Origin of the sequence: Aminobacter sp. UC22_36, from assembly GCF_044056035.1 — a bacterium.
In the GTDB taxonomy this organism is placed as follows: domain Bacteria; phylum Pseudomonadota; class Alphaproteobacteria; order Rhizobiales; family Rhizobiaceae; genus Aminobacter.
This window is the reverse complement of record NZ_CP171996.1, coordinates 4218337-4243180: the sequence shown is the minus strand read 5'-3', so window position 1 is coordinate 4243180 and position 24844 is coordinate 4218337. Positions and strand designations below refer to the sequence as shown.

General features: G+C 60.5%; 30 protein-coding genes. 5 read left to right on the top strand and 25 right to left on the bottom strand.

Annotated features, from left to right (window positions below; all coding sequences use genetic code 11):
• The first annotated feature begins 116 nt into the window (after positions 1 to 116).
• Positions 117 to 683: a nucleoside 2-deoxyribosyltransferase gene (locus tag ACHMW7_RS24210; protein ID WP_395447975.1), complete on the top strand. Its 567-nt coding sequence runs from the start codon at positions 117 to 119 to the stop codon at positions 681 to 683.
• A 29-nt stretch (positions 684 to 712) separates the two neighbouring features.
• On the top strand, positions 713 to 1645 hold the full coding sequence (rbsK, locus tag ACHMW7_RS24205) for a ribokinase (RefSeq protein WP_395447974.1): 933 nt from the start codon (positions 713 to 715) through the stop codon (positions 1643 to 1645).
• 142 nt (positions 1646 to 1787) lie between these two features.
• On the opposite strand, the gene ACHMW7_RS24200 is transcribed toward rbsK, so the two are convergent.
• The 21 genes from ACHMW7_RS24200 to ACHMW7_RS24100 form a co-directional block, all read right to left on the bottom strand.
• Positions 1788 to 2570: a TIGR02186 family protein gene (locus ACHMW7_RS24200; protein ID WP_395447973.1), complete on the bottom strand. Its 783-nt coding sequence runs from the start codon at positions 2568 to 2570 to the stop codon at positions 1788 to 1790.
• Entirely contained in the window at positions 2570 to 3511 is a 942-nt protein-coding gene (locus ACHMW7_RS24195) for a sulfite exporter TauE/SafE family protein (RefSeq protein ID WP_395447972.1), read from the bottom strand. The genes ACHMW7_RS24200 and ACHMW7_RS24195 overlap by 1 nt, the downstream gene beginning before the upstream one ends.
• A 48-nt stretch (positions 3512 to 3559) precedes the next feature.
• Positions 3560 to 3745, bottom strand: coding sequence for a hypothetical protein (locus ACHMW7_RS24190; protein ID WP_395447971.1), 186 nt, complete (start codon positions 3743 to 3745; stop codon positions 3560 to 3562).
• A gap of 601 nt (positions 3746 to 4346) precedes the next feature.
• Complete coding sequence (locus ACHMW7_RS24185; protein ID WP_395447970.1) at positions 4347 to 4787, bottom strand: helix-turn-helix transcriptional regulator; 441 nt, start codon at positions 4785 to 4787, stop codon at positions 4347 to 4349.
• Entirely contained in the window at positions 4788 to 5207 is a 420-nt protein-coding gene (locus tag ACHMW7_RS24180; protein WP_395447969.1) for a ribbon-helix-helix protein, CopG family, read from the bottom strand.
• Positions 5208 to 5211: 4 nt separating this feature from the next.
• The gene (locus ACHMW7_RS24175) at positions 5212 to 7194 is read right to left on the bottom strand and encodes a conjugal transfer protein TraG (protein WP_395447968.1); all 1983 of its coding nucleotides are present in this window, start codon (positions 7192 to 7194) and stop codon (positions 5212 to 5214) included.
• Positions 7195 to 7216: 22 nt separating this feature from the next.
• Positions 7217 to 8980 carry a relaxase/mobilization nuclease domain-containing protein gene (locus tag ACHMW7_RS24170; RefSeq protein WP_395447967.1) on the bottom strand — a complete coding sequence of 588 codons (1764 nt, stop codon included), beginning with the start codon at positions 8978 to 8980 and terminating at the stop codon, positions 7217 to 7219.
• Between the two features lie 248 nt (positions 8981 to 9228).
• Positions 9229 to 9894 carry a lytic transglycosylase domain-containing protein gene (locus tag ACHMW7_RS24165; protein ID WP_395447966.1) on the bottom strand — a complete coding sequence of 222 codons (666 nt, stop codon included), beginning with the start codon at positions 9892 to 9894 and terminating at the stop codon, positions 9229 to 9231.
• Between the two features lie 135 nt (positions 9895 to 10029).
• Positions 10030 to 10365, bottom strand: coding sequence for a DUF736 domain-containing protein (locus tag ACHMW7_RS24160; protein WP_395447965.1), 336 nt, complete (start codon positions 10363 to 10365; stop codon positions 10030 to 10032).
• 67 nt (positions 10366 to 10432) lie between these two features.
• Positions 10433 to 10978 carry a S26 family signal peptidase gene (locus ACHMW7_RS24155; RefSeq protein ID WP_395447964.1) on the bottom strand — a complete coding sequence of 182 codons (546 nt, stop codon included), beginning with the start codon at positions 10976 to 10978 and terminating at the stop codon, positions 10433 to 10435.
• Positions 10975 to 11445 (bottom strand): DUF2840 domain-containing protein, encoded by a 471-nt coding sequence (locus ACHMW7_RS24150; RefSeq protein WP_395447963.1) that lies wholly within the window; start codon positions 11443 to 11445, stop codon positions 10975 to 10977. The genes ACHMW7_RS24155 and ACHMW7_RS24150 overlap by 4 nt, the downstream gene beginning before the upstream one ends.
• A gap of 211 nt (positions 11446 to 11656) precedes the next feature.
• Positions 11657 to 12544 (bottom strand): replication initiator protein A, encoded by an 888-nt coding sequence (locus ACHMW7_RS24145; protein WP_395447962.1) that lies wholly within the window; start codon positions 12542 to 12544, stop codon positions 11657 to 11659.
• A gap of 17 nt (positions 12545 to 12561) precedes the next feature.
• Positions 12562 to 12843, bottom strand: a complete 282-nt coding sequence (locus tag ACHMW7_RS24140) for an AlpA family transcriptional regulator (RefSeq protein WP_067965069.1) — start codon at positions 12841 to 12843, stop codon at positions 12562 to 12564.
• A 153-nt stretch (positions 12844 to 12996) separates the two neighbouring features.
• A complete protein-coding gene (locus tag ACHMW7_RS24135; RefSeq protein WP_395447961.1) occupies positions 12997 to 13659 on the bottom strand; it encodes a DUF2285 domain-containing protein in 663 nt (220 codons plus the stop codon).
• The gene (locus ACHMW7_RS24130; RefSeq protein ID WP_395447960.1) at positions 13559 to 13771 is read right to left on the bottom strand and encodes a transcriptional regulator domain-containing protein; all 213 of its coding nucleotides are present in this window, start codon (positions 13769 to 13771) and stop codon (positions 13559 to 13561) included. The genes ACHMW7_RS24135 and ACHMW7_RS24130 overlap by 101 nt, the downstream gene beginning before the upstream one ends.
• A 177-nt stretch (positions 13772 to 13948) precedes the next feature.
• Positions 13949 to 14968: a succinylglutamate desuccinylase/aspartoacylase family protein gene (locus tag ACHMW7_RS24125; RefSeq protein ID WP_395447959.1), complete on the bottom strand. Its 1020-nt coding sequence runs from the start codon at positions 14966 to 14968 to the stop codon at positions 13949 to 13951.
• A gap of 7 nt (positions 14969 to 14975) precedes the next feature.
• On the bottom strand, positions 14976 to 15725 hold the full coding sequence (locus tag ACHMW7_RS24120; protein WP_395447958.1) for an amino acid ABC transporter ATP-binding protein: 750 nt from the start codon (positions 15723 to 15725) through the stop codon (positions 14976 to 14978).
• An 89-nt stretch (positions 15726 to 15814) separates the two neighbouring features.
• Entirely contained in the window at positions 15815 to 16474 is a 660-nt protein-coding gene (locus ACHMW7_RS24115; protein ID WP_395447957.1) for an amino acid ABC transporter permease, read from the bottom strand.
• On the bottom strand, positions 16464 to 17123 hold the full coding sequence (locus tag ACHMW7_RS24110; protein ID WP_395447956.1) for an amino acid ABC transporter permease: 660 nt from the start codon (positions 17121 to 17123) through the stop codon (positions 16464 to 16466). The genes ACHMW7_RS24115 and ACHMW7_RS24110 overlap by 11 nt, the downstream gene beginning before the upstream one ends.
• A complete protein-coding gene (gene ehuB / locus ACHMW7_RS24105; protein ID WP_395447955.1) occupies positions 17120 to 18007 on the bottom strand; it encodes an ectoine/hydroxyectoine ABC transporter substrate-binding protein EhuB in 888 nt (295 codons plus the stop codon). Before ehuB ends, ACHMW7_RS24110 begins: the two co-directional genes overlap by 4 nt.
• A 106-nt stretch (positions 18008 to 18113) precedes the next feature.
• The gene (locus ACHMW7_RS24100; protein ID WP_395447954.1) at positions 18114 to 18800 is read right to left on the bottom strand and encodes a hypothetical protein; all 687 of its coding nucleotides are present in this window, start codon (positions 18798 to 18800) and stop codon (positions 18114 to 18116) included.
• Positions 18801 to 18939: 139 nt separating this feature from the next.
• Between ACHMW7_RS24100 and ACHMW7_RS24095 the strand changes: the two genes are divergently transcribed.
• Positions 18940 to 19158 carry a helix-turn-helix transcriptional regulator gene (locus ACHMW7_RS24095; RefSeq protein ID WP_395451425.1) on the top strand — a complete coding sequence of 73 codons (219 nt, stop codon included), beginning with the start codon at positions 18940 to 18942 and terminating at the stop codon, positions 19156 to 19158.
• 378 nt (positions 19159 to 19536) lie between these two features.
• On the opposite strand, the gene ACHMW7_RS24090 is transcribed toward ACHMW7_RS24095, so the two are convergent.
• Positions 19537 to 19986: a MucR family transcriptional regulator gene (locus tag ACHMW7_RS24090; protein WP_395447953.1), complete on the bottom strand. Its 450-nt coding sequence runs from the start codon at positions 19984 to 19986 to the stop codon at positions 19537 to 19539.
• Positions 19987 to 20588: 602 nt separating this feature from the next.
• Complete coding sequence (locus ACHMW7_RS24085) at positions 20589 to 20795, bottom strand: hypothetical protein (RefSeq protein WP_395447952.1); 207 nt, start codon at positions 20793 to 20795, stop codon at positions 20589 to 20591.
• Between the two features lie 1003 nt (positions 20796 to 21798).
• Here ACHMW7_RS24085 and ACHMW7_RS24080 point away from each other — a divergent pair.
• Together ACHMW7_RS24080 and ACHMW7_RS24075 are read left to right on the top strand one after the other, a co-directional pair.
• Positions 21799 to 21999, top strand: coding sequence for a DUF982 domain-containing protein (locus ACHMW7_RS24080; protein ID WP_395447951.1), 201 nt, complete (start codon positions 21799 to 21801; stop codon positions 21997 to 21999).
• On the top strand, positions 21954 to 22298 hold the full coding sequence (locus ACHMW7_RS24075) for a DUF982 domain-containing protein (RefSeq protein WP_395447950.1): 345 nt from the start codon (positions 21954 to 21956) through the stop codon (positions 22296 to 22298). The genes ACHMW7_RS24080 and ACHMW7_RS24075 overlap by 46 nt, the downstream gene beginning before the upstream one ends.
• A gap of 339 nt (positions 22299 to 22637) precedes the next feature.
• Here ACHMW7_RS24075 and ACHMW7_RS24070 read toward each other — a convergent pair whose 3' ends face one another.
• Positions 22638 to 22886, bottom strand: a complete 249-nt coding sequence (locus tag ACHMW7_RS24070; protein ID WP_395447949.1) for a hypothetical protein — start codon at positions 22884 to 22886, stop codon at positions 22638 to 22640.
• Between the two features lie 890 nt (positions 22887 to 23776).
• The gene (locus ACHMW7_RS24065; RefSeq protein WP_395447948.1) at positions 23777 to 24733 is read right to left on the bottom strand and encodes a P-loop NTPase fold protein; all 957 of its coding nucleotides are present in this window, start codon (positions 24731 to 24733) and stop codon (positions 23777 to 23779) included.
• Positions 24734 to 24844 lie beyond the last annotated feature (111 nt).

The following is a 24844-nucleotide window of genomic DNA, read 5'->3' as shown; positions in this document are numbered from 1 at the left end:
GTAGGGGAGTAAGGGAATAGGGCAGCACAAAAACATACTGACCTACTCCCTTACTCCCCTAAATCCCTCCTCTCCTGACGTCGCGCAAATCATCTCCAGTCCAAGAGCAAGCATTCATGAAAATCTATCTTGCCGGCCCCGAAGTCTTCCTGTCCAATGCGCGCGAAGTGCTTGATCGCAAGATCGAGTTGACCAGGCGCTACGGCTTCGTCGCGGTCTCTCCCGGCGATCTCGAAGTGCCGGCGACCGACACCAAAAGGGCGAAGGGGCTTGCCATCAGCTCGATCAACGAGCGCCTGATGATGAGCGCCGACATGATCATCGCCAATCTGACACCGTTTCGGGGCATCGCGGCGGATATCGGTACGGCATTCGAGCTTGGCTTCATGTGCGCCCGCGGCTGCCCGGCCTATGCGTTTTCCAATACGGTTGGCGATCACTATGCACGGGTCGCGGGGCTCTATGAGGGGCGCATCGAGGCCGACGCTCAGGGCAGGCCTCGGGGGCCGGATGGACTGGCCGTCGAAGATTTCGAGATGATCGACAATCTCATGCTCGACGGCGGCATCGAGGCGCGTGGCGGCGCCATCGTGACACGCGAGGTTGCGGCAAAGGCGCTGTACACCGACCATCAGGCGTTCGAGCAATGCCTGCGGCTGGCTGCGGCCAGATTTCTCAGCTGATTTTCATGTTTGGTATGGGAGACAATGTGATGGATCGTGCCGATATCGTCGTGCTTGGAACCTTTGTCGCCGACCTGGCCTTCAAGGCCGAGCGGCTGCCCGTCGTCGGCGAGACGCTGCTTGGCCAGGGGTTTGCCATGGGGCCGGGTGGCAAGGGCTCCAACCAGGTGATCGCCGCTGCACGCGCCGGCGCACGTTCCGCCATGATCACTCGTGTCGGGCAGGATTCTTTCGGTGAAATGGCCAAGCAGACCTGGTCGCGGGATGGGGTGAATACGTCGCACGTACTGATCGACGAAGCCGCTCCGACGGGGGCGGCGTTCATCTTCGTCTCCTCGCGGACAGGCGACAACGCGATCATCATCGAGAGCGGTGCTGCTGCCAACCTTAGCCCCGCCGATGTCCGCGCCGCGGAAGGGCTGATCAGCGGCGCCAGGGTCTTCGTCACCCAGTTCGAGCAGCCCATCGAAACGGCCATCGAGGGCCTTCGCTTGGCACGCAGCCACGGCGTCACCACCATCCTCAATCCGGCGCCCGCGCTGCCGGTCGACGACGCCATCTACGTCAATTGCGATTTCGTCACCCCAAACGAGACCGAAGCCGCGACTTTGACCGGGATCGACACGGCAACGGACGAGGGCGCCCTGCAGGCGGCAGCCAGCCTGGTCAAGCGTGGCGCCCGCAACGCGCTCATCACCTTGGGCGCCAAGGGGGCGCTGCTGCACGGCGAGGCCGGCACGTATTTCGTCCCGGCTTTCAAGGTAACCAAGGTCGTCGACACTACGGGGGCAGGAGATGCGTTCAACGGCGGCTTCGCCGTTGCGATTGCCGAAGGCAGCAGCCCGGTCGATGCCGTCCGCTTCAGCGCAGCGGTGGCGGCACTTTCGGTGCAGAAGCCTGGTACGGCGCCTTCCATGCCGACGCGGGCGGAAATCGACGCCTTCATCCGCGCCAACGGCTAAAGCAATTCCAGGAAGCGGCTTCCGTCCGGAATTGCGCAGAAACAAGAAGATAGAGAGATTGCTTGATTCGACGAAAAGCGGAAACGCTTTAAGGGCGATCGCGGCACTGGCGCGCGGTTGCGCGCTCGACAGACGCGCCCCTTCAATCCTTCCTAAACACGATTCTTCCGAGCCATCCGGTGAGCATGGCGAGGCCGATGGCGAACAGGCCGTAGCCGAAGCCGTGGTCGGTGGCGAAGCGGTAGATGGTCTGCTCGAAGCCGGATTTGACGATGGCAAGCTGGGCGGAGGTTTCCTTGATGAAGATGCCGTTGCGAAACAGGAAGGCGCGTGCCTTGTGGGTGCCGACGGGCACGTTGGGGGCAAGGTGCAATGTGGCGCGAAACAGGCTCTGCGACAGGAACTGCACGCCGCCGATATTGTCGGAGTAGAGCCCGATCGCCTGCTTGCGCTCGCGCAGCGCATCGGTGAACTCCTGGATGGTCAGCGGGCTGTCGCGCTTGTCCTCGGGCTCCATGTAGATGTTGTTGGCACCCAGCGACAGCTGGCGGTAGTTGTTGGGATCGGTGATGTCCTGCGGCTGGCGGGTGGTCGCCACCGAATAGGACACCGGCACGTTGACGAAGGTTTCGGACTGGGTGTTGATCCACATGCCGAGCACGCGGCTCTTGCGCCGCACGACAACAGGCCGGGCCGGGCCTTCGAGCACGACATAGACGTCGTAGCGGCCCTGGCGGTTGATCAGCGGGTCGGCGTTTTCGAGCGCGCCGAAGATGGTGAGGTCGGCGCCCGAGAAGTCGGCGGTGATGGCGACGCGGTCGGTGGAGAGCCCGATCTGGATGCTTTCGGGATGGGCTGCTTCCTGGGCGCGCGCCGGAAGGGCTGCCGCGAGCATCAGGGCTGCGAGACATGCCGCGACCCGCATCACAGAAGCCCGCTCACGCCGGTCAGCGAATAGAGGTTCTGCGGCTTGACGAACAGGTCGAAGCCGAGGCGCAAGGCCACAGCCAGCACCAGCAGTGCGAGCAGCGCGCGCAGCTGTTCGCCGCGCAGCTTCTGGCCAGCCTTGGCGCCGTATTGGGCGCCAGCCACGCCGCCGACCATCAAGACCAGCGCCAGCACGATGTCGACGGTCTGGTTGGTCGAGGAGTGGACAAGCGTGGTGAAGGCCGAGACGACGACGATCTGGAACAGCGAGGTTCCGACGACGACATTGGTCGGCACCTTGAGCAGGTAGATCAGCGCCGGCACCATGATGAAGCCGCCGCCGACACCCATGATGGCGGAGAGGAAGCCGATGCCGGCGCCGATGCCGAGCACCGGGATGACCGAGACGAACAGCTTCGAGGTGCGGAAGCGCATCTTGAAGGGCAGGCGGTGGATCCAGTTGTGCTGGCCCGATTTTTTCAAAGCCGGCGGCACCCCACCCTTGGTCAGGCGTAGCGCGTTGACGCTTTCGATCAGCATCAGCCCGCCGACGGTGCCCAAAAACACGACGTAGAGCAGCGAGATGAACAGGTCGAGCTGGCCAAGCGCGCGCAACAGCGCAAAGACAAAGCCGCCGGCGGTGGAACCGGCGATGCCGCCGATCAACAGCACGGTGCCGAGCTTGAAGTCGAGCGTGCCGCGCTTGAGATGGGCGAGTGCGCCGGAGAATGACGAGGCGATGACCTGGTTGGCACCGGTGGCAACCGCAATGGCAGGCGGGATGTTGTAGAAGATCAAAAGCGGCGTGATCAGGAAACCGCCACCGACCCCGAACATGCCCGACAGGAAGCCGACCGCCGCGCCCATCGCAAGGAGCACGAACACATTGACCGACATCTCAGCAATCGGGAGATAGTGCCCACCCGCGATACTTCTCATGAAATGGCTGCTCGGGACCCAGCTTGAGGTGCTCGATATCAATGGCTGCTAGGCCTGTTCGGCTTGTCGCGGACCATGTCGAAACGGAATGTCGGCCGACATCGCCTTGCTCAAGGTGGCTGGGCCGGGGCCACGCATATAGTGCCGTTCCGGATGATACCGTTCGCGCATGCAGGCGCCGAGCAATTCGGCGAAGATCCTCTTCAGGACGATCAGTTTTTGAAGCGATGGCATCGGACTTTGTCGATCAGTTTGGGTCGATCAGTTAGGTAGATCGGTTGGGTCGGTCGAATGGGAATGGGGACACGCTATCAGCATCGAGGGTGCATCGCGCATAGCGACTGGGACTAACGGTATTCCAGGAAGGAATGGGAACCGGGAGAAAAGGCCGGCGCCTGGGGTGGCGGCTTGCCCAGGGGCGCAGATGAACAGGCTGGTGACACCAAGCCGGTGCCAACAGGCAGACCGACAAAAAAGCGCGGCAATGATCGTCAGCGGCGAAGCTGCTATGAACGAGGTCAAGACGATTCTCCGAGCTGCCCGATGACCGCCACGCTCTCGACATCGTCAAGACCGTCTACGGCTATGATGCGTTCAGGGGACCGCAGGCGCGGATCGTCAAGCATGTCATTGCAGGCAACAATTGCCTTCGTGCTGATGCCGACCGGCGGCGGCAAGTCGCTCTGCTATCGCCGTCGTCGGCGTGATCAACGGTGCGGCATTCTTCAACTGGGCCAATGATGCTGTCCCTTGGTGAGCCCACTCAGCCCGCGCAGCAGCGTGAAGCCATGAACGATGCCGGTTGCCCCCATGCGGCGGTCGCAAGCCCTGGAGGTCAGCTTCGGGCATTCGAGTCTGGCAAGTTCGCTGTCGGCTCCCTGGCGTTGTCAGGGAGCCGTTGAGCCGGCCGGATTTCAACTGTCGTCGTCGGTGACGTCTCGGGCTGGAGCACCGTCGTGTCGGGAAGCGCCATGCGATAGGCGGTGTCGCCGGCGCCTTCTGCGACGTCGTTTGCCATGCGGTAGCCCTTGTTTTCGCGAACCTGGCGCGGAGACATGCCGAACTGGTCGGATATCGGCCTGGAGAAGTGGAACGGGTTCTTGTAGCCGCACTGATAGGCGATGTCGGAGATCGGCAGGCCGGTCTGCAGCAGCAGGAAGTGGCCGCGCGAGGCCCTGACTTGCCAGAGATAGCGCACCGGTGCGACGCCGATGTGCTTGCGGAACGACGAAACCAGATGCTGCGGCGTGACACCCACAGGGGCGCTTCGCGTCATTCATTCCGTCGTGTGACGTTGTTCAACATCATCGGGAATCTCTCGCAGAAAACTCTGACCTTTCTGAAGCCGCTTGCCGAGCGTTTGGACGAAGCCGTCGAAACGCTCGCGGCCTTTGGCTTGAGCCGCGGCTTGCGCCTCCGGCGGGAGTGGCGGGGTGATCGACAACCAGAAGCGCACAAAAAGGGCGAGTGTTTCCGCGGTGACGCCAAGATCGCGCTCCATCCGCTGGATCTGCCTGGACAGTCGGTCGAGCCGGCGTGCAAAGGCTGCTTCGCGCGCATCGGCGTGATCGGGCGACAGGAACGAACTGACGGCCGCCTCCACGATGGCCGACCTGGGCAATTTCTTGCGGTCGGCAAGCTCGTTGATGCGGCCGATAAGCTCCACTGGCAGGGTAAGATTAAGACGGTCGCGCATGGCCTTAGAGCTCCATCCCATCGGCTGGGTCGAGTGCGACCTGGCGCGCAAGACCAGTTACCTGGCGCCGCAATGCCTGACGCTGGCGAGCGGTGTCCTCCGGATCGTCGTCGAGGATATGCGCGAACTCCTCGGCCGGCTTTTGGTCCGCGGTTTCCTTTGCGATAGCGACATGTTCGGGAAGCTCCGGTTCGCGACGTAGGCCGGCATTGGCGCTGTCAGATACTTCAGCGGCTGAAGACACTGGATCGGCCTTCTGCGGCAGGACTGTCGACCAAGTGTCGCTGCGAGGGGTCCTGCCCAATTGGGATGGATCCGGCGGCTGCATGACACGCTCGCGGAAGCGGACATCCTCATAGTAGCGTGCCTTCTTGGCCCGGATCGGCGGCGTACCGGCGATCATGACGATTTCTTCGGATGGTGGAAGTTGCATAACCTCGCCTGGGGTGAGGAGGGGGCGAGCCGTCTCCGAACGCGAGACCATCAGGTGCCCAAGCCATGGCGAGAGCCTGTGGCCGGCATAGTTCTTCATCGCCTTCATTTCGGTGGCTGTGCCCAGAGCATCGGACACGCGCTTGGCTGTCCGCTCGTCATTGGTCGCAAAACTCACGCGCACATGGCAATTGTCGAGGATCGAGTTGTTGGCCCCGTAGGCCTTTTCGATCTGGTTGAGCGACTGGGCGATGAGAAAGCTCTTGATGCCGTAGCCGGCCATGAAAGCAAGCGCGGACTCGAAGAAATCGAGGCGGCCAAGCGCCGGGAACTCGTCGAGCATCATAAGGACGCGGTGCTTGCGTTCCGTGGCGTGCAGGTCTTCGGTGAGCCTTCGGCCGATCTGGTTGAGGACGAGGCGGATCAGCGGCTTTGTTCGGGAGATGTCTGAGGGCGGGACGACCAGATAGAGCGTTGTCGGCCTTGCGTCCGAGGTGAGATCGGCGATGCGCCATTCGCAACGCCCAGTCACTTCCGCGATGACGGGATCGCGATAAAGGCCGAGGAAAGACATGGCGGTCGACAGCACGCCTGATCGTTCGTTGTCGGATTTGTTGAGGAGCTCGCGTGCCGTCGATGCGACAACGGGATGCGGGCCGGCCTCTCCGAGATGCCTCGTCGTCATCATCGCGGCGAGTGTCGCTTCAATCGGACGGCGCGGATCGGAGAGAAAGGCTGCGACGCCGGCGAGTGTTTTTTCCGCCTCGGCATAGAGGACATGCAGGATCGCGCCGACGAGAAGGGAGTGGCTGGTCTTTTCCCAGTGGTTGCGCTTGTCGAGTGAGCCTTCGGGGTCGACGAGGATATCGGCAACGTTCTGCACGTCGCGCACCTCCCAATCACCGCGACGAACCTCGAGCAGGGGATTGTAGGCGGCTGATTTTGGATTGGTCGGATCGAAGAGCAGCACGCGACCATGCTTTTCGCGGAAGCCGGCCGTGAGTTGCCAGTTTTCACCCTTGATGTCGTGAACGATTGCCGAACCCGGCCAGGTCAGGAGCGTAGGCACCACAAGGCCGACGCCTTTACCAGAACGTGTCGGCGCAAAGCACAGGACATGCTCGGGTCCGTCATGGCGCAGATAGTCGTTGTCGAACCGGCCAAGTACGACTCCGTCTGAGCCGAAAAGCCCTGCGGCCTCCACCTCGTTCTTTTGGGCCCATCGTGCGGAGCCGTAGGTCTGGACATTCTTGGCCTCGCGAGCGCGCCAGACCGACATGCCGATGGCGACGGCGATCGCAATGAAGCCGCCTGAGGCGGCAATAAATGCAGCCTCGTTGAAGATTTCAGGCGCGTAGGCGTCGAAGAAATACCACCACCAGAAGAAGGCGGGCGGATAGTAGATCGGCACACCACCGAGACTGAACCAGGGCGTGCCGAGTTGTGCCTGGTACCCAAGCTGCCAGGCAACATATTGGGTTGCGGCCCAGGTGGTGGCGATCACGATCAGGAAGACCACCGTGATTTGGCCCCAGAGGATTTTGGTGGCTGACATGGGTGATCCTTTTCCGTCGTTGTCAGAGGCCGAGGTCGCGCTTGCGTCCGGCCGACAGTTCGATGCCGCCGGCCACCTTCGCGACGCCGGCGACTTGCTGTCCGAGCTTGCGGTCGAGATCACGCGACCAGGGCACGAGCTGGAAGCCGAGACCGTCTTCAATCATTGCGAAGCGGCCGGAGGAGAGGGCGAGGCGCTGGCGCACGACGCCCGCGACGCGCTGCCCGGCTTGCGTCTTCACATGCGGCAAGCCGGTCTCGGCCGAAAGCTTCTCGCCGACGGCCTCGAGCTCGCGGCGTCGAAGCGTGGCGAGGAGTTCGCGTTGCATGATGATACGCTGGCCGTCGCGCCGGGCGAGTCCTTGATCGGCGAGAAGTTCGGCCCGCGCCTGCATGGCCTCGCGTACCTCGCGGCCAAAACCGGCCTGCGACAGCGATATGGCATCTCGCTCCACAAGCCGATGATCGATCCAGGTAGCACCCGGCGCTGTGATCTGCGCTTGAAGATCGTGATCAGATCGCATCGCAAGCACCAATGTCGGGCGTTGGTCGTCCGTACCTCCAAAGCGACGGACTTCGACGATGCCACCATTTGCGGGCGCCTGTTCGAATGCCTCGACCCCCCGGAAGCGGACATGGTGGGCGCGTCCGTCGACCCCGTCGATGACGGCGTATGCCTCGCCGGTCAGTTCGTTGTAGAGGCCGCGATCGACGAGGCGCCCGACGATGGGCGAGCCAGAGGCTCCGCCGTCGATCACATAATCGCCAACGCTGCGATCATGGCCGCGCTCGGTGAAGGCCCGGTGCATCGTTTTGATGATGTCGCCACGCATGCCGAGATCGCGCAGCGTGCGTTCGGCTTCGAGACCAACCACCCAATGTCCTGGATCGCCCCGGATGGCGAGCCCCAACTTCTCGATATGCTGGAGCCTGCCGATCATGAGGCGACGTAGTTCCGGATCAGCTGGGGCGGATCGGTCTGGCCTGAGATCGACATAGCCGGTCTCATCGGCGGCGCGCTGAATCTCTCGGTCGATCCGCGTCCAACGCTCGGCAGTGATTTCCTTTTCAAGTGCACTTCGGATTTTGTGCTCCGGCTTCGGGCCGAGCTCGATGTCGACGAGATCGTCGGCGCGGGAGCGCAAGCCGCGGCTGATATAGTCGCGAGAGACGACGAGGTCGGCGCCGACTTCGTCGACGCCGCGCACGAGCAGATGCACATGCGGGTTGTCTGTGTTCCAGTGGTCGACGGCGATCCAGTCGAGGCGCGTACCAAGATCGGCTTCCATCTGGCGCGCTAGATCTCGGGTGAAGGCCTTGAGGTCAGTCATCTCGGCTGCGTCCTCCGGCGAGACGATGAAACGGAAATGATGCCGGTCGTCCTTGCAGCGATTGGCGAAGGCGAGATCGTCGGCACGGTCGGTGTTGGCGTCGAACATCACGCCCTTCTCGCCATCTCGGCTGACGCCTTCGCGCTTGAGATAGGAGACATGGGCGGTGAGCGGTGCTGAACGAAATGCCCGCCCCTGATGGCGAGCGACACGCGCCTTGATGACGACGCGGCGGTGCGAGGAGAAGATGCGGGATCGTCCGAAGACGTTGCGCCCGCGTCCGAAGGTGGAGTGGCCGAGCCCGGGGGCCGGCTTGCCCGATGGAGCGCCGCCAGAGGTGTGACCGGCGCGCTTGGCCGCGGCGAGGACCTGACTGACGAAGCTCTTGGCCTTCGGCGTCTTCGTCGAACGGATACGGCCTGGCTTGATGAGGAAGTCGCGGTCAACCTCTCTCATGACTGTGCCGGAGGTTGTGACCGGAGGCTGGTCGTGCATGTCGAAGCATTGAAAGTATTGGAAAAAATCGGGCTATATGCCCGCGACCGACCTGCATGCACCGGAAAACGCAAGCCATGCCAATGGCTTAACGCGTTTCGGGTATGCGCTTTTATCTCGCCGTCCTCTGTCGTTTTCTCCAGCACCAACGCCGTACCTTGCCCAGCGCTGCCGGATGCCCGCCAGACATCGCCATTCTACGACGACAGTCAAAACGGGTCTCCCTTACCGGTGCGCGCGGCGAAGAGGCCGTCCGAGCGCGGCTTGATGGCAACGGCATCGCGCATAACGGAGCGCTCCGCGGCTGCACTATTCTCGCGCTCGAACGGCGTCGGCCCAGTGCCGGCGGCGGCTCGAACGAAAAGCTGCGAGCTGGGCCACGGCAGCGTTGCCGCACCGCCAGATGCCACCGGCGTCGACGCCGGCTCCGCGAGCGGACCGGCGCCGATCAGAGGGGAAAGTGTTTCGACATAGGCCAGGGTTTCGGCCGGCAAAGGGCGTCCGGCGAGATAGGCTTCGTAGCGTGCCGGGCCGGCATTATATGCGGCGAGGAACCCCGGCGATCCGAAGCGATCGTGCATCTCACGCAGATAGGCGGTGCCCGCCAGGATGTTGTCGCGGGGATCGAACGGGTCCTGTCCGAGCGGCCATCGAGCACGTAGCTCGTACCAAGTGCCAGGCATGATCTGCATCAGACCAAGCGCGCCGGCGCTGGACACGGCGCGCTCGTCGCCCGCGCTTTCCTTGCCTATGACGGCGCGTATCCAGGCAGCCGGAACTGCGAAGCGTCGAGAAGCTTCGGCGATGTGGGCGGCATAAGGATCACTGGGCTCCGATTGATGTACCGCGTTGGCTTGCGCGATGCACGGGCCCACCGAGCAGGCCGACAAAAGGAGGCCGGAAAGAAGACGAAGCGCGAACCGGCGAACCGGCTGTCGCTGTCGGGCGACCAATCGGCTGCGCGTTGGGCGCAGCCGACAAGCGATTGGAACGTTGCGACAGGGCATGTCTCAAGCCGTCTCGCTGCGGTCGCGTGGACGGCTCCAGTGCAACGACCATGCGGTTGGGTCGTCACTATTACGGAACAGGCGTGCGCGGATCGGCTCGTGGAAGGTCGGGTCGTCGAGCTGCAACGAAACATACTCCCCGGCCTTGTCGCTGGTGCGTGTCCAGCCTGCTCCGACCTCCTGGCCGTCATCGATGCCGCGCAGCACGCGATAGTCGGGTGTGTTGTCACCGTCGCCCGGTTCGACCGGTACGATGGTGAGTTCGAGGTCGAGCGTGAATGTGTAGATGCGGCCGGAGTAGCTGTCTCCTTCGCGCGTGAACAGTCCGATCTGTGGCATGGGTAACTCCTTGCTAGTTCGGCGGTGGTAGGGGGCGGCGGCGAGACGTGCGCTGCCGATGGCGCGCTCACCGCGTTGACGCGCGCCATTCGAAGCGACCGTCACCCTCCTCGTCGGTCCAAAGAGGGATGGCGCGGCCGATGATGCGGTCGATGGACATGGGGCCGAAGTAGCGACCATCGAGGCTGTCGCGGACCTCCCAGTTCATGAGGAAGATTTCGTCAGCGGGGATGCGCAGGCATCCACTCCATGTCGGCAGTGTACGGCCCGCGCGATCGTGCTCGAGCGCGGTGCCAGCCTCGATGCCCTCGACTGTGATGAGAACGTTCGAACGGCAGACGGTTTGCCCGGAGACCGCGCGAACGCGCTTCAGGAGCGGAACGCCTTTGGCCAGATAGTTGCGCGCGGCGAAGAAGATCGCGAGCGGCTCCGGCGCGTCGACGGCGACAAGATCAGTGACTTCGAGAGGACTGTCGAAGTCGATCAAGTAAAGGCCGATCGGTGCACTGGCCGAGACATTCCAGATCAGCCTGATCGGCATCGGCGTGAGCGCCGGATAGCCGATGCCCGTCGCCGCGAGTGCGGTTGCCAGGACGATGCCGAGGCGGCTCATGGCTTCGCTTTCAGGCGCAGAAGGAAGCCACGATGCTGGTCGAGCGTGTACGCCCGTGGCTCTTGGCCCGCTGTCATTCGGTTGTGGATGTGTCGCCAGTGATCGGGCGATACGGCTTCGGGATCGATGCCGAGACGTTCAATCGCATCAATCGCCTGAAGCACGCGCTCGACTTTGGGCCAGCTGTCGATCTTGAGCAGGATGTCGCCGCCTGGACGCACGAATGGCAGCGTCTGATAGGCTTCGCCGCGGGCGACCGCACGCACAATGTCGATCCGTGAGATCACTGTGCCGAAGTCATTGGAAGCCCAACGGACAAAGGCGAAGATCGTGCCGGGCTGGAAGGAGAGGATGCGACGGCGGCGATCGATACGTTGTTCGTGCGCTGCCCGACCGAAGCGGATCCAATGCTCGATCCTCTTCTCGACAAAGGTAAGTTCGACATGGGTGAGGAGCGCTGCGTTCATGACGAGCTCCCCGCAGTTGTGGGGCAGTCATCCTCATGCCGGCGAAGGCAGGGGTGCGTTAGAAAGATTCTGAAAGAATCTGGGTTAGAGACGTTACGGCGGCCGCAAGGCACTGGAATCCGACGAGGAATCGTCAATTCCGGTCCCCGATAGCACGAAGGTCGGGTCCCCGATGGCACGACTGGGGTCGTCCCCGATAGCACGAGCATATTCACAGCTTGTCCCCGAAGCGGGTTGATGGTTTCCGAGCCGGGCGTGGCGAGGTGAAAGCGGCCGGATTGGTGGCGACGAAGGTGAGGACATCAGGACCGTCGACCTGGTGTTCGATGCCGAGGCGGTAGCCGGGCAGGGGTTGTCGTCGGGCGATGTCGCGCAGGTCGTATGCAAAGTGCTTGAGCGGCGAGAGGCTGCCGGACTTATGGTGCAGATGGGCGAAATCGAACCTCCAGCCGTATTGCTGGTGTCCGCCATGCTTGCGCACGATGCGGTAAAGCCAACGCTCGAGGCCCCCGGTAAGATCGAAATAGGTCCGGTCGATGGTTAGCACGAGCGCATCATCTAGGACCGCGCGATAGAACCAATCCGGCAGGATCAGTTCGACGCCGACTGGCCGTCCATCCCGGTCGGTCCGCTCTTGCCATTCGTTGAGCCAGGAGAAGCGATGGCGCCGGCCCTCGGCTGGCTGGCGGATGGAGGTCGCGATTGTGGTCGACTGCAGACGATCAAGCGCGGATTTCAGGCGCTGATAGTCGCGTGAGCTGACGCCGCGCCCGGTAAAGGTCAGGATTTCATAGGGTGTCGCAGCCATCAGTCGTGATGTCCGTAGTCCGGCGTCACGGGCGTTGACGATCTGACTGGCCGCCCAGATCAGAATGTCTGCGTCCCAGATCGTTGCCATGCCATGATCTGGTATGGCTTCCACCCTGATCGTTACGCCACCGGCCTTGAAATCGATGGGTGCCGTGCGTCGGGATTTTGCGAGGGAAAAGAATGGATAGGCCATGAGATCCTGTGCATCGCGGGGAGCGAAGTCGCCGGGGAGCGCATGGAACAGGTCAAGCTGTCCGCGCTCCGAAGGTGGACAAGTACGCGCCGTCAAGGGGAAGAGCCGAGCGATCAGCGGGCCAATCGGCCGGCATGTGCCGCGGGGATGAGAGAATGGCGTTTGGCCGGCAGGACGGTACCTCGCGGGTCGGAGGTTGAGGTCATGGCTCCGCGATTTGCCCAGGCCTGGAGATCGTCGATGGAGTAGACGACCCGGCCGCCGAGCTTGCGATAGCCGGGGCCTGTCCCGTAGGTGCGGTGTTTTTCGAGCGTCCTTGCCGACAGGCTTAGAAACGTAGCGGCTTCCTTGGTGCGCAGAAAGCGCGGTGGCAAGCCGGCGTTTCGACCGTTCATCGGGATATCTCCATCGCGTTTGTGAGAGCCGCAGGGATAAAGCGGCGGACAAGGGCGATGATGGAGAAGGGCTCCGGCGTTGTTCAGGTGCGAAATGGATGGAGCCTATTTCGCACGGACAGGCACATTGCCGCCGGACATGTGCACTGGCATTCAGGCTTCGCGCCGCCGGAACCGAAGGAGCTGTCGGTAGCCGCCGTCAATCATTCTGTGGCCATCGCGAACCAGGCGCAGCGTCGTGTAACGAAATGGCGAATCCTGCCACTCTTCAGCGACGATGAAGCGGGGACCGAACAGGGCGTGGGCTATTTCGAAATGGGAAGCGCCTTCGATTCGGCCGTCGAGAGCGCGAAGCATATGGCCGAGGCGCGTGCGTTGCGACGATGTCAGCCGTTTGTCGGGAACGCTGCTTCCCATGGACGATCTGATAAATCTATCCAGGGATGACAGCCGTTCGGAGGCCTTGCCGTCGAGGGGTACTATCGCAGCCAGAGGATGCGCGCAGTCGGTGCCGTAAAGCAGCGTGATCTGGCAGCTATTTGCTGTCGAGATGGCACGCAGATGCTCGCCGAGCTCGTCACGCATTGAAACCGCCGGCGGCAAAGCGGCGACGACGTCCGCGTCGTCTGCCAGCAGCGGCGGCGTGTTGATGAGCAGGATAACACCCGGATCGACCTCGGGTGTCCAGTAAACCGGCTGCTTGGTTGCCGGGCGATCAGGATTTGCTGGAAAATCGAAGCCCCCACTGCGACCGCAGTTCGTTCGGGGAGAGGGAATTCGGCGTAGGGTTGAGTTGCTGCATGTCTGCGAATTCACGCTGATAGGCTGGATTGCGGCGGAGGAATTCCCAGGCGAGGGCATCTGGAGGCACGTTGCTTATGAAATCATAGGCCTGCGAGCTACGCCACTCAGACGAATCCGGCTTCATGCATCCTCCTGCGATTTGCGGACCATCCGCGTAAAGCAGTGGAAAAGCAGAGAGAATCCCGAAAAAACCGGGATTGACCGGAAGTGATTGATGGGCTGTGCGCTTACGCGGGCCGTGGGATGAAGTCGCCGCCCGACCACCATGTTTTATCTTGAGGCTTTGTCATGTGCTGGCCACTCACATCGCCCCGACATCGGTCACGAGCTTGAACAGGCAGTCTCCGGGGGCGGCAAGGGCCGGCGCGCGGCGGCAGGCCACGAGGCCTGGCTGAGAAAAGCAGACTTCTTCGGGCGGCTTCTGGGAGCCTTCGACAGGAAAAATGAAGCCTGCGGTCTGACCGGTGTCGACAGAGTCGCCGAGTTCGACAGCAGGTTCGAAGATGCCATGAATGGGGGCATAGGTGAACGCGCCCCTCCCGGCGACCCGCATCAGCCGGACAGGCGACGCCGGTTTGGCTTCGGCATTGGGCAAGACGCCGATGTGCTTGAGGACGCGGTAGATACCCTGGCTGGCGATGGCCTCGCCAGCACTTGAGAAGGTGCCGCCTCCTCCCAACTCGGTTGTGAGGGTTGGAACGCCAAGAGCCTGGGCAACTGCAGAAAGAGTGGTTGCCCCTCCGCCACCGCTGCCGTCGCTAATGGATCCGATGGGAGCGCCGAAGACCTGCATGAGTTCCATGAGCCTTGCGGTGTCGGCCCCCGTTTTGCCAACGCGTATCAGGCAGCAGGAAAGATACGACAGGGATCTGCCGCCTGAATGCAGGTCAATGACGATGTCGGCCATCGAAAGCAGAACCGAGCTGACATAGTGGGCGATCATCTGGGTTGGGGTGCCGTTAGCCTCGCCCGGGAACAGCCGGTTGAGATTGCCTTCGTCGAGCGGGGAGAGGCGTCGCCCCGCAACGACGGCGGGATAGTTCAGCGCAGGCAGGATGAGGATACGGCCGCGCACGTCGCGGGCTTCGACCTGCCGGGCCAGCTTGCCCAGTGCCACCTGGCCCTCATACTCATCGCCATGATTGCCGGCGATCAAAAGTGCGGTCGGCCCGGCCCCATTCCTGATGTTGGTGATCGGGATCGGGATGACGCCATAGGCGGACAGGTCTGTCGAAAACGGCAATCGCAGCCAATCGTGCTGCTTGCCATCCCGGTCGAAGTCAAGAGTTGTCCAGATGCGCGTCTCGCCCGCCGGCGACATCTTCATCTCAATGCAGCAGCGTGTTGAGGAAGGACCGGGCGCGGGGATGGTTGGGTGTCGAAAAGAACGCTACTGGCGAAGCCTGTTCGACAATACTGCCCTGATCCATGAACACGACCTGATCGGCAACCTCGCGGGCAAAACCCATCTCATGGGTGACGCAGATCATCGTCATGCCCTCGTGAGCCAGTCCGGTCATGACGTCGAGCACCTCCTTGACCATTTCGGGATCGAGCGCGGAGGTTGGTTCGTCAAACAGCATCAGGCGCGGGTTCATGCAGAGCGCACGCGCGATCGCCACCCGCTGCTGCTGTCCGCCTGAGAGCTGTGCGGGATACTTGTTGGCCTGTTCGGGAATGCGGACCTTTTCCAGGAAATGCCGCGCCAGGCTCTCGGCTTCGTTGCGTGGCATGCGAAGGACGCGGCGAAGGGCGAGCGTACAGTTCGACAATACCGTCAGATGCGGAAACAGGTTGAAGCTCTGGAACACCATTCCGGTCTGCCGGCGGGCGAGTGCTGTCTCCCTGGCATTATCGCCCAGCCGGGTGGTGCCCAGCGTCACGGTTCCCTGCTGGTAGGCTTCAAGCCCGTTCAGGCAGCGGATCAGGGTGGACTTTCCCGAACCGGAGGGTCCGCAGATCACAAAGCGGGATCCGCTTGGAATGGTGAGGTTGACCTCCTTCAACACATGGAAGGCGCTGTACCACTTGTTGAGCGAGGATATCTGGACGGCAGGTTTGTCGTCTGCATGGGTCATGGGGTCTCTCTACAGTTCGCTTGAAGGCAGCGATCTCAGTGTCTGGTTTTGTGAGGACGTGATCAGCCGGCGGGCTGCCGGTCGCTCGGCTACCTGGCTGTCGGCCCAAGCAGCCTGATCTCGAGCCGTTTGATGGCTTGCGAGATGACGAGTGCGAGGCCGAGGAAGATCAGGCCGGCCACCGTCAGTGGCTCGGCGTAGCGGTAGGTGTCGGATGCGATGTCAAAGGCACGGCCCAGCATCTCCGGCACCGCGAGCACGGCGAGATAGGGTGTCGCCTTGAGGATAGAGACGAAGTAGTTGCCCATGGGTGCAGCGATGTTGCGCAGCATCTGCGGGGCGATGACAAAGACGGTCATATCGATCCTGCCGAGACCCAGTGCTCTTGCGGCCTCCGCCTGGCCATTGGGGATGGCATCGATGCCCGCCTTGAACACCTCCGCGAGATAACCGCTGTAATAGAGGCTGAGCCCGATCATGCCTGTGGCAAGCGCGCCAAGGCGAATGCCGTAGAACGGCAGAATAAAATACAGGCAGTAGAGCCAGACCAGCACCGGCGTCGCCCGGATGAAGTCGATCACAAAGCCGACGAACAGCCCGCCCCAGCCTCCGGAGCGGCGGACGAGCTCGAAGCCGAAGCCGATTGCCGAGGCTCCGACGCAGCTGACTGCCGCGACAAGCAACGTCATGCCGATGGCGCCAAGGATGGTTGGCGCGATCGAAAGCGCAAAGGCTAAATCAAACTGCACGACGCGCCTCCCTTGCCGGGTTGATGCGTCGTTCCACCCAGCGCCCGAACAGGGCGACCGGATAGCAGACGATGAAGTAGGCAAGCAGCAGCGAGGTGTAGATCGGTACCGGATCGTACTCGATCTGCGAGATCTCCTTGGCGCGGAAGGTCATGTCTGTGAGCGTGACCAGCGAGACAAGCGATGTCGCCTTCACCAGCTGGATGAGCTGGTTGATGAAGGTCGGGCTCATCGCCACCAGCGCCTGGGGCAGTTCAATGCGCAACAGGATGGTGGCGCGCGACAGTCCAAGCGCATGGCCAGCTTCCTTCTGGCCACGGTCCAGTGCCTGCAGACCGGCTCTCACGGCCTGGCTGGCATAACCACCAATGTTGAGCCCCAGCACCATGGCACTGACGGTCATCGCCGACAGTGCCAGACCGGCGATGGGCAAAGCGTAATAGAACACAAAGAGCAGGATGATGACGGCGGAGCTGCGCCAGAACTCGATGACCGAGGTCACCACGAACCGCACCGGGCCGGTGGTCATGTATTGGGCAACGCCGAAGATGAGTCCGAAGGGAATGGCAAAGACAAGGCCATAGAGCGTCACCAGAGCGGTGACGCGAAATCCCTGCAGGATACCGAGCCATATCTCGAGGATGGTCATTTGCCGGCACCAGCCGTGCCACACAGCTTCTCGACGGTCACGGTATCGGGCACGATCTCGGTCTCGCCAAAGCCATATCTGGCCATGACCTTGGTGACCGTGCCGTCCTTCGTCAGGGCAACAAGCCGTTCGTCCCAGAGTGCCCGCAGATCCTGGTCCTCGCTGCGGAAGGCGACAGCGGCATAAGTTGCCTGTTCGTCTGTCGTCACGAAGGGTTTGGCACTCTCCAGGCCCTGAAGCTTCCCGCTCGCAAACAGCCCGATTGCGGTGGGAGACGACAGCACCGTCACATCGATGCGGCCCGAGCGCAGGGCCGAGATGTTTGCCTCGATGTCGGGGAACAGCAGCATGTTGCTTTCGGGCACACCAGCCGCAGTTGCATTCCTGACCGACACACTGCCGCGGCCGGCACCCATGATGATCTTCTGCCTGACGATATCGTCGAAGCCATGGATCTGTTTTGGATTACCAGTGAGCACGATGGCTGCGTCATGCACCTTCAGATCGGGTGCACCGAAGGCGACCTGCCGGCATCGCTCCGGGGTGATGGAAAGACCGGAGGCCACGGCGTCAAAGCGGCCAGCCAGCAGCCCAGGGATCAGGGCGCCGAACTCGGTGACCCTGATGTCGAGCTCCTTGACGCCAAGTTCTGAGAACGCAGCTCTCAATAGGTCCGGATGCCATCCCTTTGCCTCACCCGTGGCTTCATCACGAAAGCCCCATGGCGTCCGGTTGTGGATGCCAATGACGATCTTGCCCTCGCGCAGAACGCGCTCCTTGGTGGTCTCGGCAATGGCCGTACCGCTAGGCATGACGACGATGAGTGCGACCAATGCGCTCCACGTGGATGCAAGCAGCAGGCGTATAGGACTTCTAAAGCTCATTCTCTCTCTCCCATTGTTGTACAAGGTTGCGTCGGCGGTCGACGTGGGGGCGCCGCACGTGGCCACGCACCCATCGCAGTCTCACCTCCCGTGATCCTGCGTGCGGTCAGCTTCGCCGTGGATGACTTTCGACGGCAAAGTTGCCGTCTGATATGGACGGGCGAACGCGATTGGCAGAACCGTCCAGGCCACAGCCGCTGCCAGAGTAGGGCCGGCCGTCCTTTGAGCGCGGCAGCACTTCCACGTCGCCCAGTTCATTGAGATCCACCAAAACCGACTGGATTTGCGGCCAGGGGAATGCCGACGTGTCCCCCATGCTGTCGCCACCGCCGACGATGATCTTCAGTTTGGCGACCAAGCCGGCGAGTGACTGGGCGGGAGTGGCCGCAACAGCGTCGAGGATCTCTTCTTCAGCCTCAACGGCCTGCGCCTCGGCGGCACGAGCTCGCGAGTATCCAACTTCTTGGTCGAACTCGTCCCAACGTGTCTGACGGTCTACAGGTGCCACTGCCTCAGCAGCTGATGTGGCATCCGCTTCGCCATGGGCCGAGGCAGTCCGCAGGGCGTTCCTGATCCTGATCTCTAGGCGCTGCTGTAGTCGGCACAAAACCACCGCCATGTGGTGGGCCTGCTCCCACTCCTGCAGAAGAACAACACACGGGTCGACCGGCGTAAGGAGACGCTCGGCGCGTGTCGCGTCGTTACTTCTCGTAACGTCATCCACAGCACAGCTCTTCCTTCGTCCCCCTTGGATGACGAAAGGCAAAGCTGTGGTATTGTCGGAATCAGCCATGATCCGAGCTCCAACCAGCTTGGGTTTGGTCAGGCCGAGTAGGTGTTCCAGCAACTACTCGGCCGTCTTCAGGGGCAAGTTCTTATACAAATTGATTGATGTCAATCGGAATGTTTAGTTGAAATCGCCAGTTTTGACGATGGAGCAGTGCCGCGGCGCTCGAGCGATGCTTGGCTGGAGCCAAGAGGATTTGGCGCAGGCGGCAGATGTATCTCGACAGACAGTCGCAGACTATGAACGAGGTGCTCGGATTCCCATCGTGAACAACCTCAAAAGTATGGCTGGAGCGTTGGAAAGAGCTGGTGTGGAATTGCTACCTGACAACGGGATTCGATTATCAAAAAATCGGCCGGTGTAGTCAGCACACCTAATCCATCCAGATGCGCGCCAACTGCGGCCGGGCGGGGTGGGGGTGAGCCGCAGCTGGCGCTAAGCTCATGTGTTGCCTTGGGGGGCGGCAGGAGCCTGCCCGCAAATTAGCCATAGCTAACGCAAGGTCAACCAACGCAAGCGTGTCTGACGAGACATTTAGCGCAACTTGCGAATGCCTAGGCTTTCAGACCCGCTAATCCTGGCCGGTCACCGTTCCGGTGATTTCCCCTACATCTGTACTCGAACCGGAACTAGCCGGGCACTGACAATCAGGCGCGATTTCTGGCCTGGCGCCTAGATCATCAACGAGCGACCTGGCTGACGTGCTGCATCCTGAGGGGACCCGCGTAAGTGGGAGTCGCAGCTACGCCTTCGTCTTGCGTCCAGCCCGCTTCACCGGCTTCTTTTCAGCCGGCTTGCGGCCAAGACCAAGGCTCTTGGCCAACTGTGATCGACGGGCGGAATAGCTGGGCGCAACCATTGGATAATCCGAGGCAAGCCCCCACTTTGCGCGATACTCGTCAGGCGTCAGACCGCGAATGGTGAGGTGACGCTTCAGCGTCTTGTATCGCTTGCCGTCTTCAAGGCTGACCAAGTAGTCGGGCGTGACGGACTTCTTGATCGATATCCTCGGTGTCAATGGGTCTTCGACCGGCGCTAGCGGCGCGCCAAGATTGCTGATGCTGGAATGGATTTGGGCAATCAATCCAGGCAATTCTCCCGCCGGGACGGGATTGTTCGAAACATAAGCCGCTACGATATCGGCAGTGAGCTCAATCAGCTGATTATTGGGCTTTAGCAATACTTCAGTCATCACATCACCTCCGGGGCCAAACCGTCATGCCGTTTCGGTAGCGGACTTTTGTCAACAGCGAAACACAAATGTGTCGTGAAGTTGCTGAGCAAGCTACCTACTAGATGGAGTCCAGAGGAACTATGACAGAGCTTGAGCGGGTAAGATTCAATTGGAGCACGTCCAAGCCGGCGGTCCGGGGTTAAGGCCGCGCGGCCGGTCTCAAACAACTGGCTAAGGTTGAGCGTAGCTGGATGGCGGTAATGCACCAGTGAATGGAGGGCCGTACCGGATACGCCTGTTCACACCGACCTCATAAGACGCAGCGCATAAAGCAAAGACCCCGGACCGTCCGACAGCAGCAATGCCGGGACGAGGTCGAAGCAAATTCGCGGCCAATTCGCTCGGTTAACAAGGTGACCTAAGGAGGTTCAGCATAGCGCCGCGCCGCGGGAACCGGGCCTGATCACCTCCGACGAATGGTCCACCTATGGCGGCTTGCGTTATGTATCCTTCGTCCTCAACCAATTGAGCCATTCGATCGGCTATTCGAGGGCTATTTGGGCCGAGAATGAGCAACAACGTTCGCGCCCCGTCATCGTGAGATGGCGGGCATCGATTACTCATGCGTGGCGTTGCGCGCACCAGTTCGCGGGCAAATGTTTCGGTCTGGCCATGGTGAGGCCGGCCCGAAGTGCCTCTTCCAAATCTGATGTTACGTATGCCGTTTCGGGGCTCCCAGAAAAATGATTGACCCGAAGGCTGTCGCCTCTCTTGCTGATCAGGATGCCGACAAGCCTTAGCTGCTCCTGCACCTCGCGATATTTCATTGGCTGTACTCCCCGCCATTGCGTGAATGCCCCAAAGCAAAGTTAGTCAGCACTAAAATGAACTGATGGGCAAGGGTGGAGCAAACAACGAGAATCACAAAAGGGTGCGCCCACCTTGGAGGGGTTGGCGGCTAAAGCGCGGGCGCTGGGCTCAGCAGCCAAGGCTAGGGGGGAATGGCGGCAAGGGTTTGAACTCAGCCTGAACATTAGTCGTACTAATGTAGGTTCGAGTGACATGCACGGTCCCCGGAGCGTTCAAAGGCGGCAACCACAATCAGTTGTCGGTTGGAGGCGGTCCTGCATGCGGCGCTCCAACTTGGCCGGCGCCTCCCGGCTGAAGTCTTCCAAAGTTGCGCCGGCCTGCGGACAGACTGCCCTCCGCGCGCAAGTGCTATCAGTCTGCCGATGCTGGCTCAAGGATTGGCTTAGCTCTGCTGTTTGCTATCCAGCTATTGCGGACGCCTCGCGATATTGCGGTGAACGGCTGGTCTGGGGCCGCTTGCGGACAGGCAGCTTCCGCCGACCAGAAGCGATAGCTGACATCAATTCAAGTATGACCGAGGTCTCGAACCAACCCCGGCCATTCATTTCATACATCGTGGAGCGTGGAGGGCGGGAAGAGGGAATTTTGCACGCTGGGGGGCACTCGCTGCCGATCGGGCCTCGCCGCTTTTCACCACAGAAGCTCGCCAGGCATTTCTTGATTTCTGTATCGATGCCCAAATTCTTGCGAAAATCGCCTAAGCCGGCGGTGCTGCACCCGACATTGCTCCATTGCTGACCCCTGAGTCGAACTGATCTTGAAACCGGAAATCTGACGACACATATCGATTGCGGGTCGCTGCCGCTGTCGGCGTCGGCCTATTCAAAACCGCAATCTTTCGTTCGACTTGGAGGATCTGATGAGCGATCGGATGTTCGACAGCCCTGTTTTCGTAAAGTCCGGAAACAGCCTTATCGAGGAAATAGCTTGTCTGGAGGACGCCCTCGAATTTCTCTACGAATGGCCAAAGAACCGACGCGGCACGATTTACGAGAGGCTCTCCGCGCGTGTCAACGAGCTTTTGATAGCAACTACCCCCTAGGCGCCGCTAGACAAGCATTCTGCGGCTTCGCCAAATCCGCCAACATTCTCGAAGAGGTCAGCATCCCGCTGCCATGGATGACAGGGGGAAAGGCTGGCGCAAGCGGTCTCGGTGCATAAGCGGAGGACGCGCGATGCTCGCACAATCTTTCGAAAAGCCCATCCGTGTTTGGGTCGGGCTTGGCTTCCCTCGCCGACTCAATACCGTCGTCGATGCCTTTCAATTCGCGATGGAGTGGTGCGGGAATAGTCCTGAGCAGCGAGCGGCAATCAAGGCCTGTAAAGCTGCATTGTCTGGAGACATTGACGCTGAGACAGCCAGGGGTGTCTTCGCCGCCTTTGCTCGGAAGAAAGACATCCTGGTACAGGACGGCGAGATGCCCCTGGAAAGTGCGGGGTCTCGATCTGCCCACGCTTGATTGATCGGCGGGGGCAGCAGCTGGCTGCTGCCCCTCCCAGCTATTCGGACGTAACCAATGGCAAAGCTACCTATACGGAGGAAGGAATCATCACCGTTGACGGCCCGATTGCCGTCGGCGATGACGGGGGCCGTTTACGGTCGGTCCGGTTCTGGGTGATTGGATGAGGAAGCAGACCACCAGGCGCCATGCCTAGCGCCTCCTCAGACGTACTTTGACGGCCACTGCCAATGAGACTGGGATTTGCCAGAGCAGCTCGTGTCGCAGGTGAAGCGATCCGAGGCCATCTCTCGACAAGCCCAGACAATTTGACCGTACTGATTGTAGAAGGCATCCCAATCAGCCCCTTAATAACAGCTTGGCGATGGCTTCCAGCCCCCCGCAATCGTTGTTGGCGCGCACTGCCACCGCTGCGCCAAGTGCAGCAATAGCGACGCCAGCTGCGATCCTGTTGTTTTGGCTATTGACCATCTCCGTGAACTGGAGAGCCGAGACAGACCTGCTTAACAGCTCGACATAGAGAGCTTGCTTGAACTGTCCGTCGTCGTCGTGACAACGGATCGGCATACTGTCTTGGGGTTCCTTCATGCCAATTCGCCCGATCAAATTTTCTCCATTGGCCTGCTCACTTTGAAATCCTGATCTGGTTTTCCCGCTAATTTTACGGAATGTCGCCAACATTAGCTGTGGTGCATAATTTAGGAAATGTAGTATGTCCACGCAGAGCGCAACTATTAATCCACGTGATTCCTTATTTAGGCTTGACATATACACCATATCATGAACGTTACACTAACGGTCGCGACTCATGGCCTCGCCAACAAGCTGGAGAACGATACACTGAGCCCTCGAGAAATAGTTCTGCTAATCTTGTTGTGCGCGACAGTTGGCTCGGAACCTGGGCTAGCGCAGTCACCAAGCACTACTGCTTTTCAGACCGCGGCCGCAGGCCAAGTTCTCGCCGGATTTCATTCCTCGCCTGGCACGCAAACGAGTGATGATGCACTTCAACTGGCGAAAATCGACGCTAGGCGAGCGGATGCAAATATTATGGCATGCCCTCCTGAAGCCATAACTCGTCACGCCGATCCGGCCAAAACGGAAATACTATGGAAATCAGTGCGGTCAAATGAACAAGCCATAGGCTGTATGCACGCCCTCGCTACCAGCCTTGGTCACATAGGTATGAAGGATTGGCTGATCCAGCGAGGGTTTCGTGCGTCATTCTTGAAAACGCATTCTATGAAGAGTGATATTCTTCTATCCTCCAATTGGTCAATTAAGAGAAATGGACTTCTATACAAAGCAGGCGTGGAGTCAATTTCTATCTGGATGCTTGCAGAATCTCAGACATTTTCTTTTAGATGGAATGCAGGTGGGTCTGTATCTGTAAGGTACAAATATAATTTCAAATAGAATTGAAACTAATTATGGCAGAAATTCGCGTTGCTGTTAATTACATACCAGGAACCCCTGGATTAGGCCACCTGCAGCAAGACTGCCTCGAACTGGGCTGAGGACGGATCTACGCCGTTGCTCAGATAGAGTAGCAGCGTCAAATAAACTTTCGTCTCGGCAGACCCGAGCGCGGGCATCCGGAACGGCACCTGAATCAATTTTTCCAGGTAACCGCGGGCGTAGCTGTTCGGCCCGGTGGAAGCCGGTAGGTCAGGAAAATGGTTGCGGACCGCGTATTCGATCATGCCCTCGTCCGCTGCGATGACGAACGCCGCATTGGGGACGAATAGAAATAGACGTATCGCTTCCAAGGTCGCTATCGCTGTGGTCGGCAAGCAGCGATCGAGATCGTCGATCAGCACGATCAGCCGATCGATGTCCGCACGTTCAAGAAGTTCCGCAAAATCCTCGCGGAATTCATGCATGCGTTGCGGAGCGGTCTCGCCCGGAGACACCGCCTTGAAATGATCGGCTGCGTCTGAAAGGACTTTGTTGAACATCTCACCCGTCAAAACTTCCGACGGATTCGCAATGATGCCCTTGGCGACGCTGCTAATGCCCTGAACAATATCTTGATTGGGCAAGCCGGTTGCGAAGCTTAGAGCCGCGCCACCCACCGTGCGCGCAACCTTGAACCAGTTCACGCTCTTCAGAACGTCGGCTGCTTTATCGGCGACTTTCGTAATGCCCGAACGCTTCTTCAACAACTCCGCGACGATGGTTTCGATCAGCACCGCCTTGGCGTCTTCGTAACCCTCAAAGAGCCATCCATTGAATCGAACGCAAAGCGTTCGGTCATCACCGCCGAACGCGGTTTCGATCATCAACAGCGTGCTAGACTTACCAGCACCCCAGTCCCCGTGAAGCCCAATCGTCAAGGGCTCACCTGACGTTGCTCTTATCAGCGTGACGACTGTCTTTGCTACCGTCTCATAGTAGAGGTAATCGACGGCGGTCTCATTATCGGCAAGTATCATTTGATGTCCCCCCTAATGCAGCAGTACTACAATTTCGCGTCTTGTCTTCATTCGAAATGAATAGATCGGTGAATTACGGAGGTTCGGTTTGATTTAGGGAAACTAACCCCG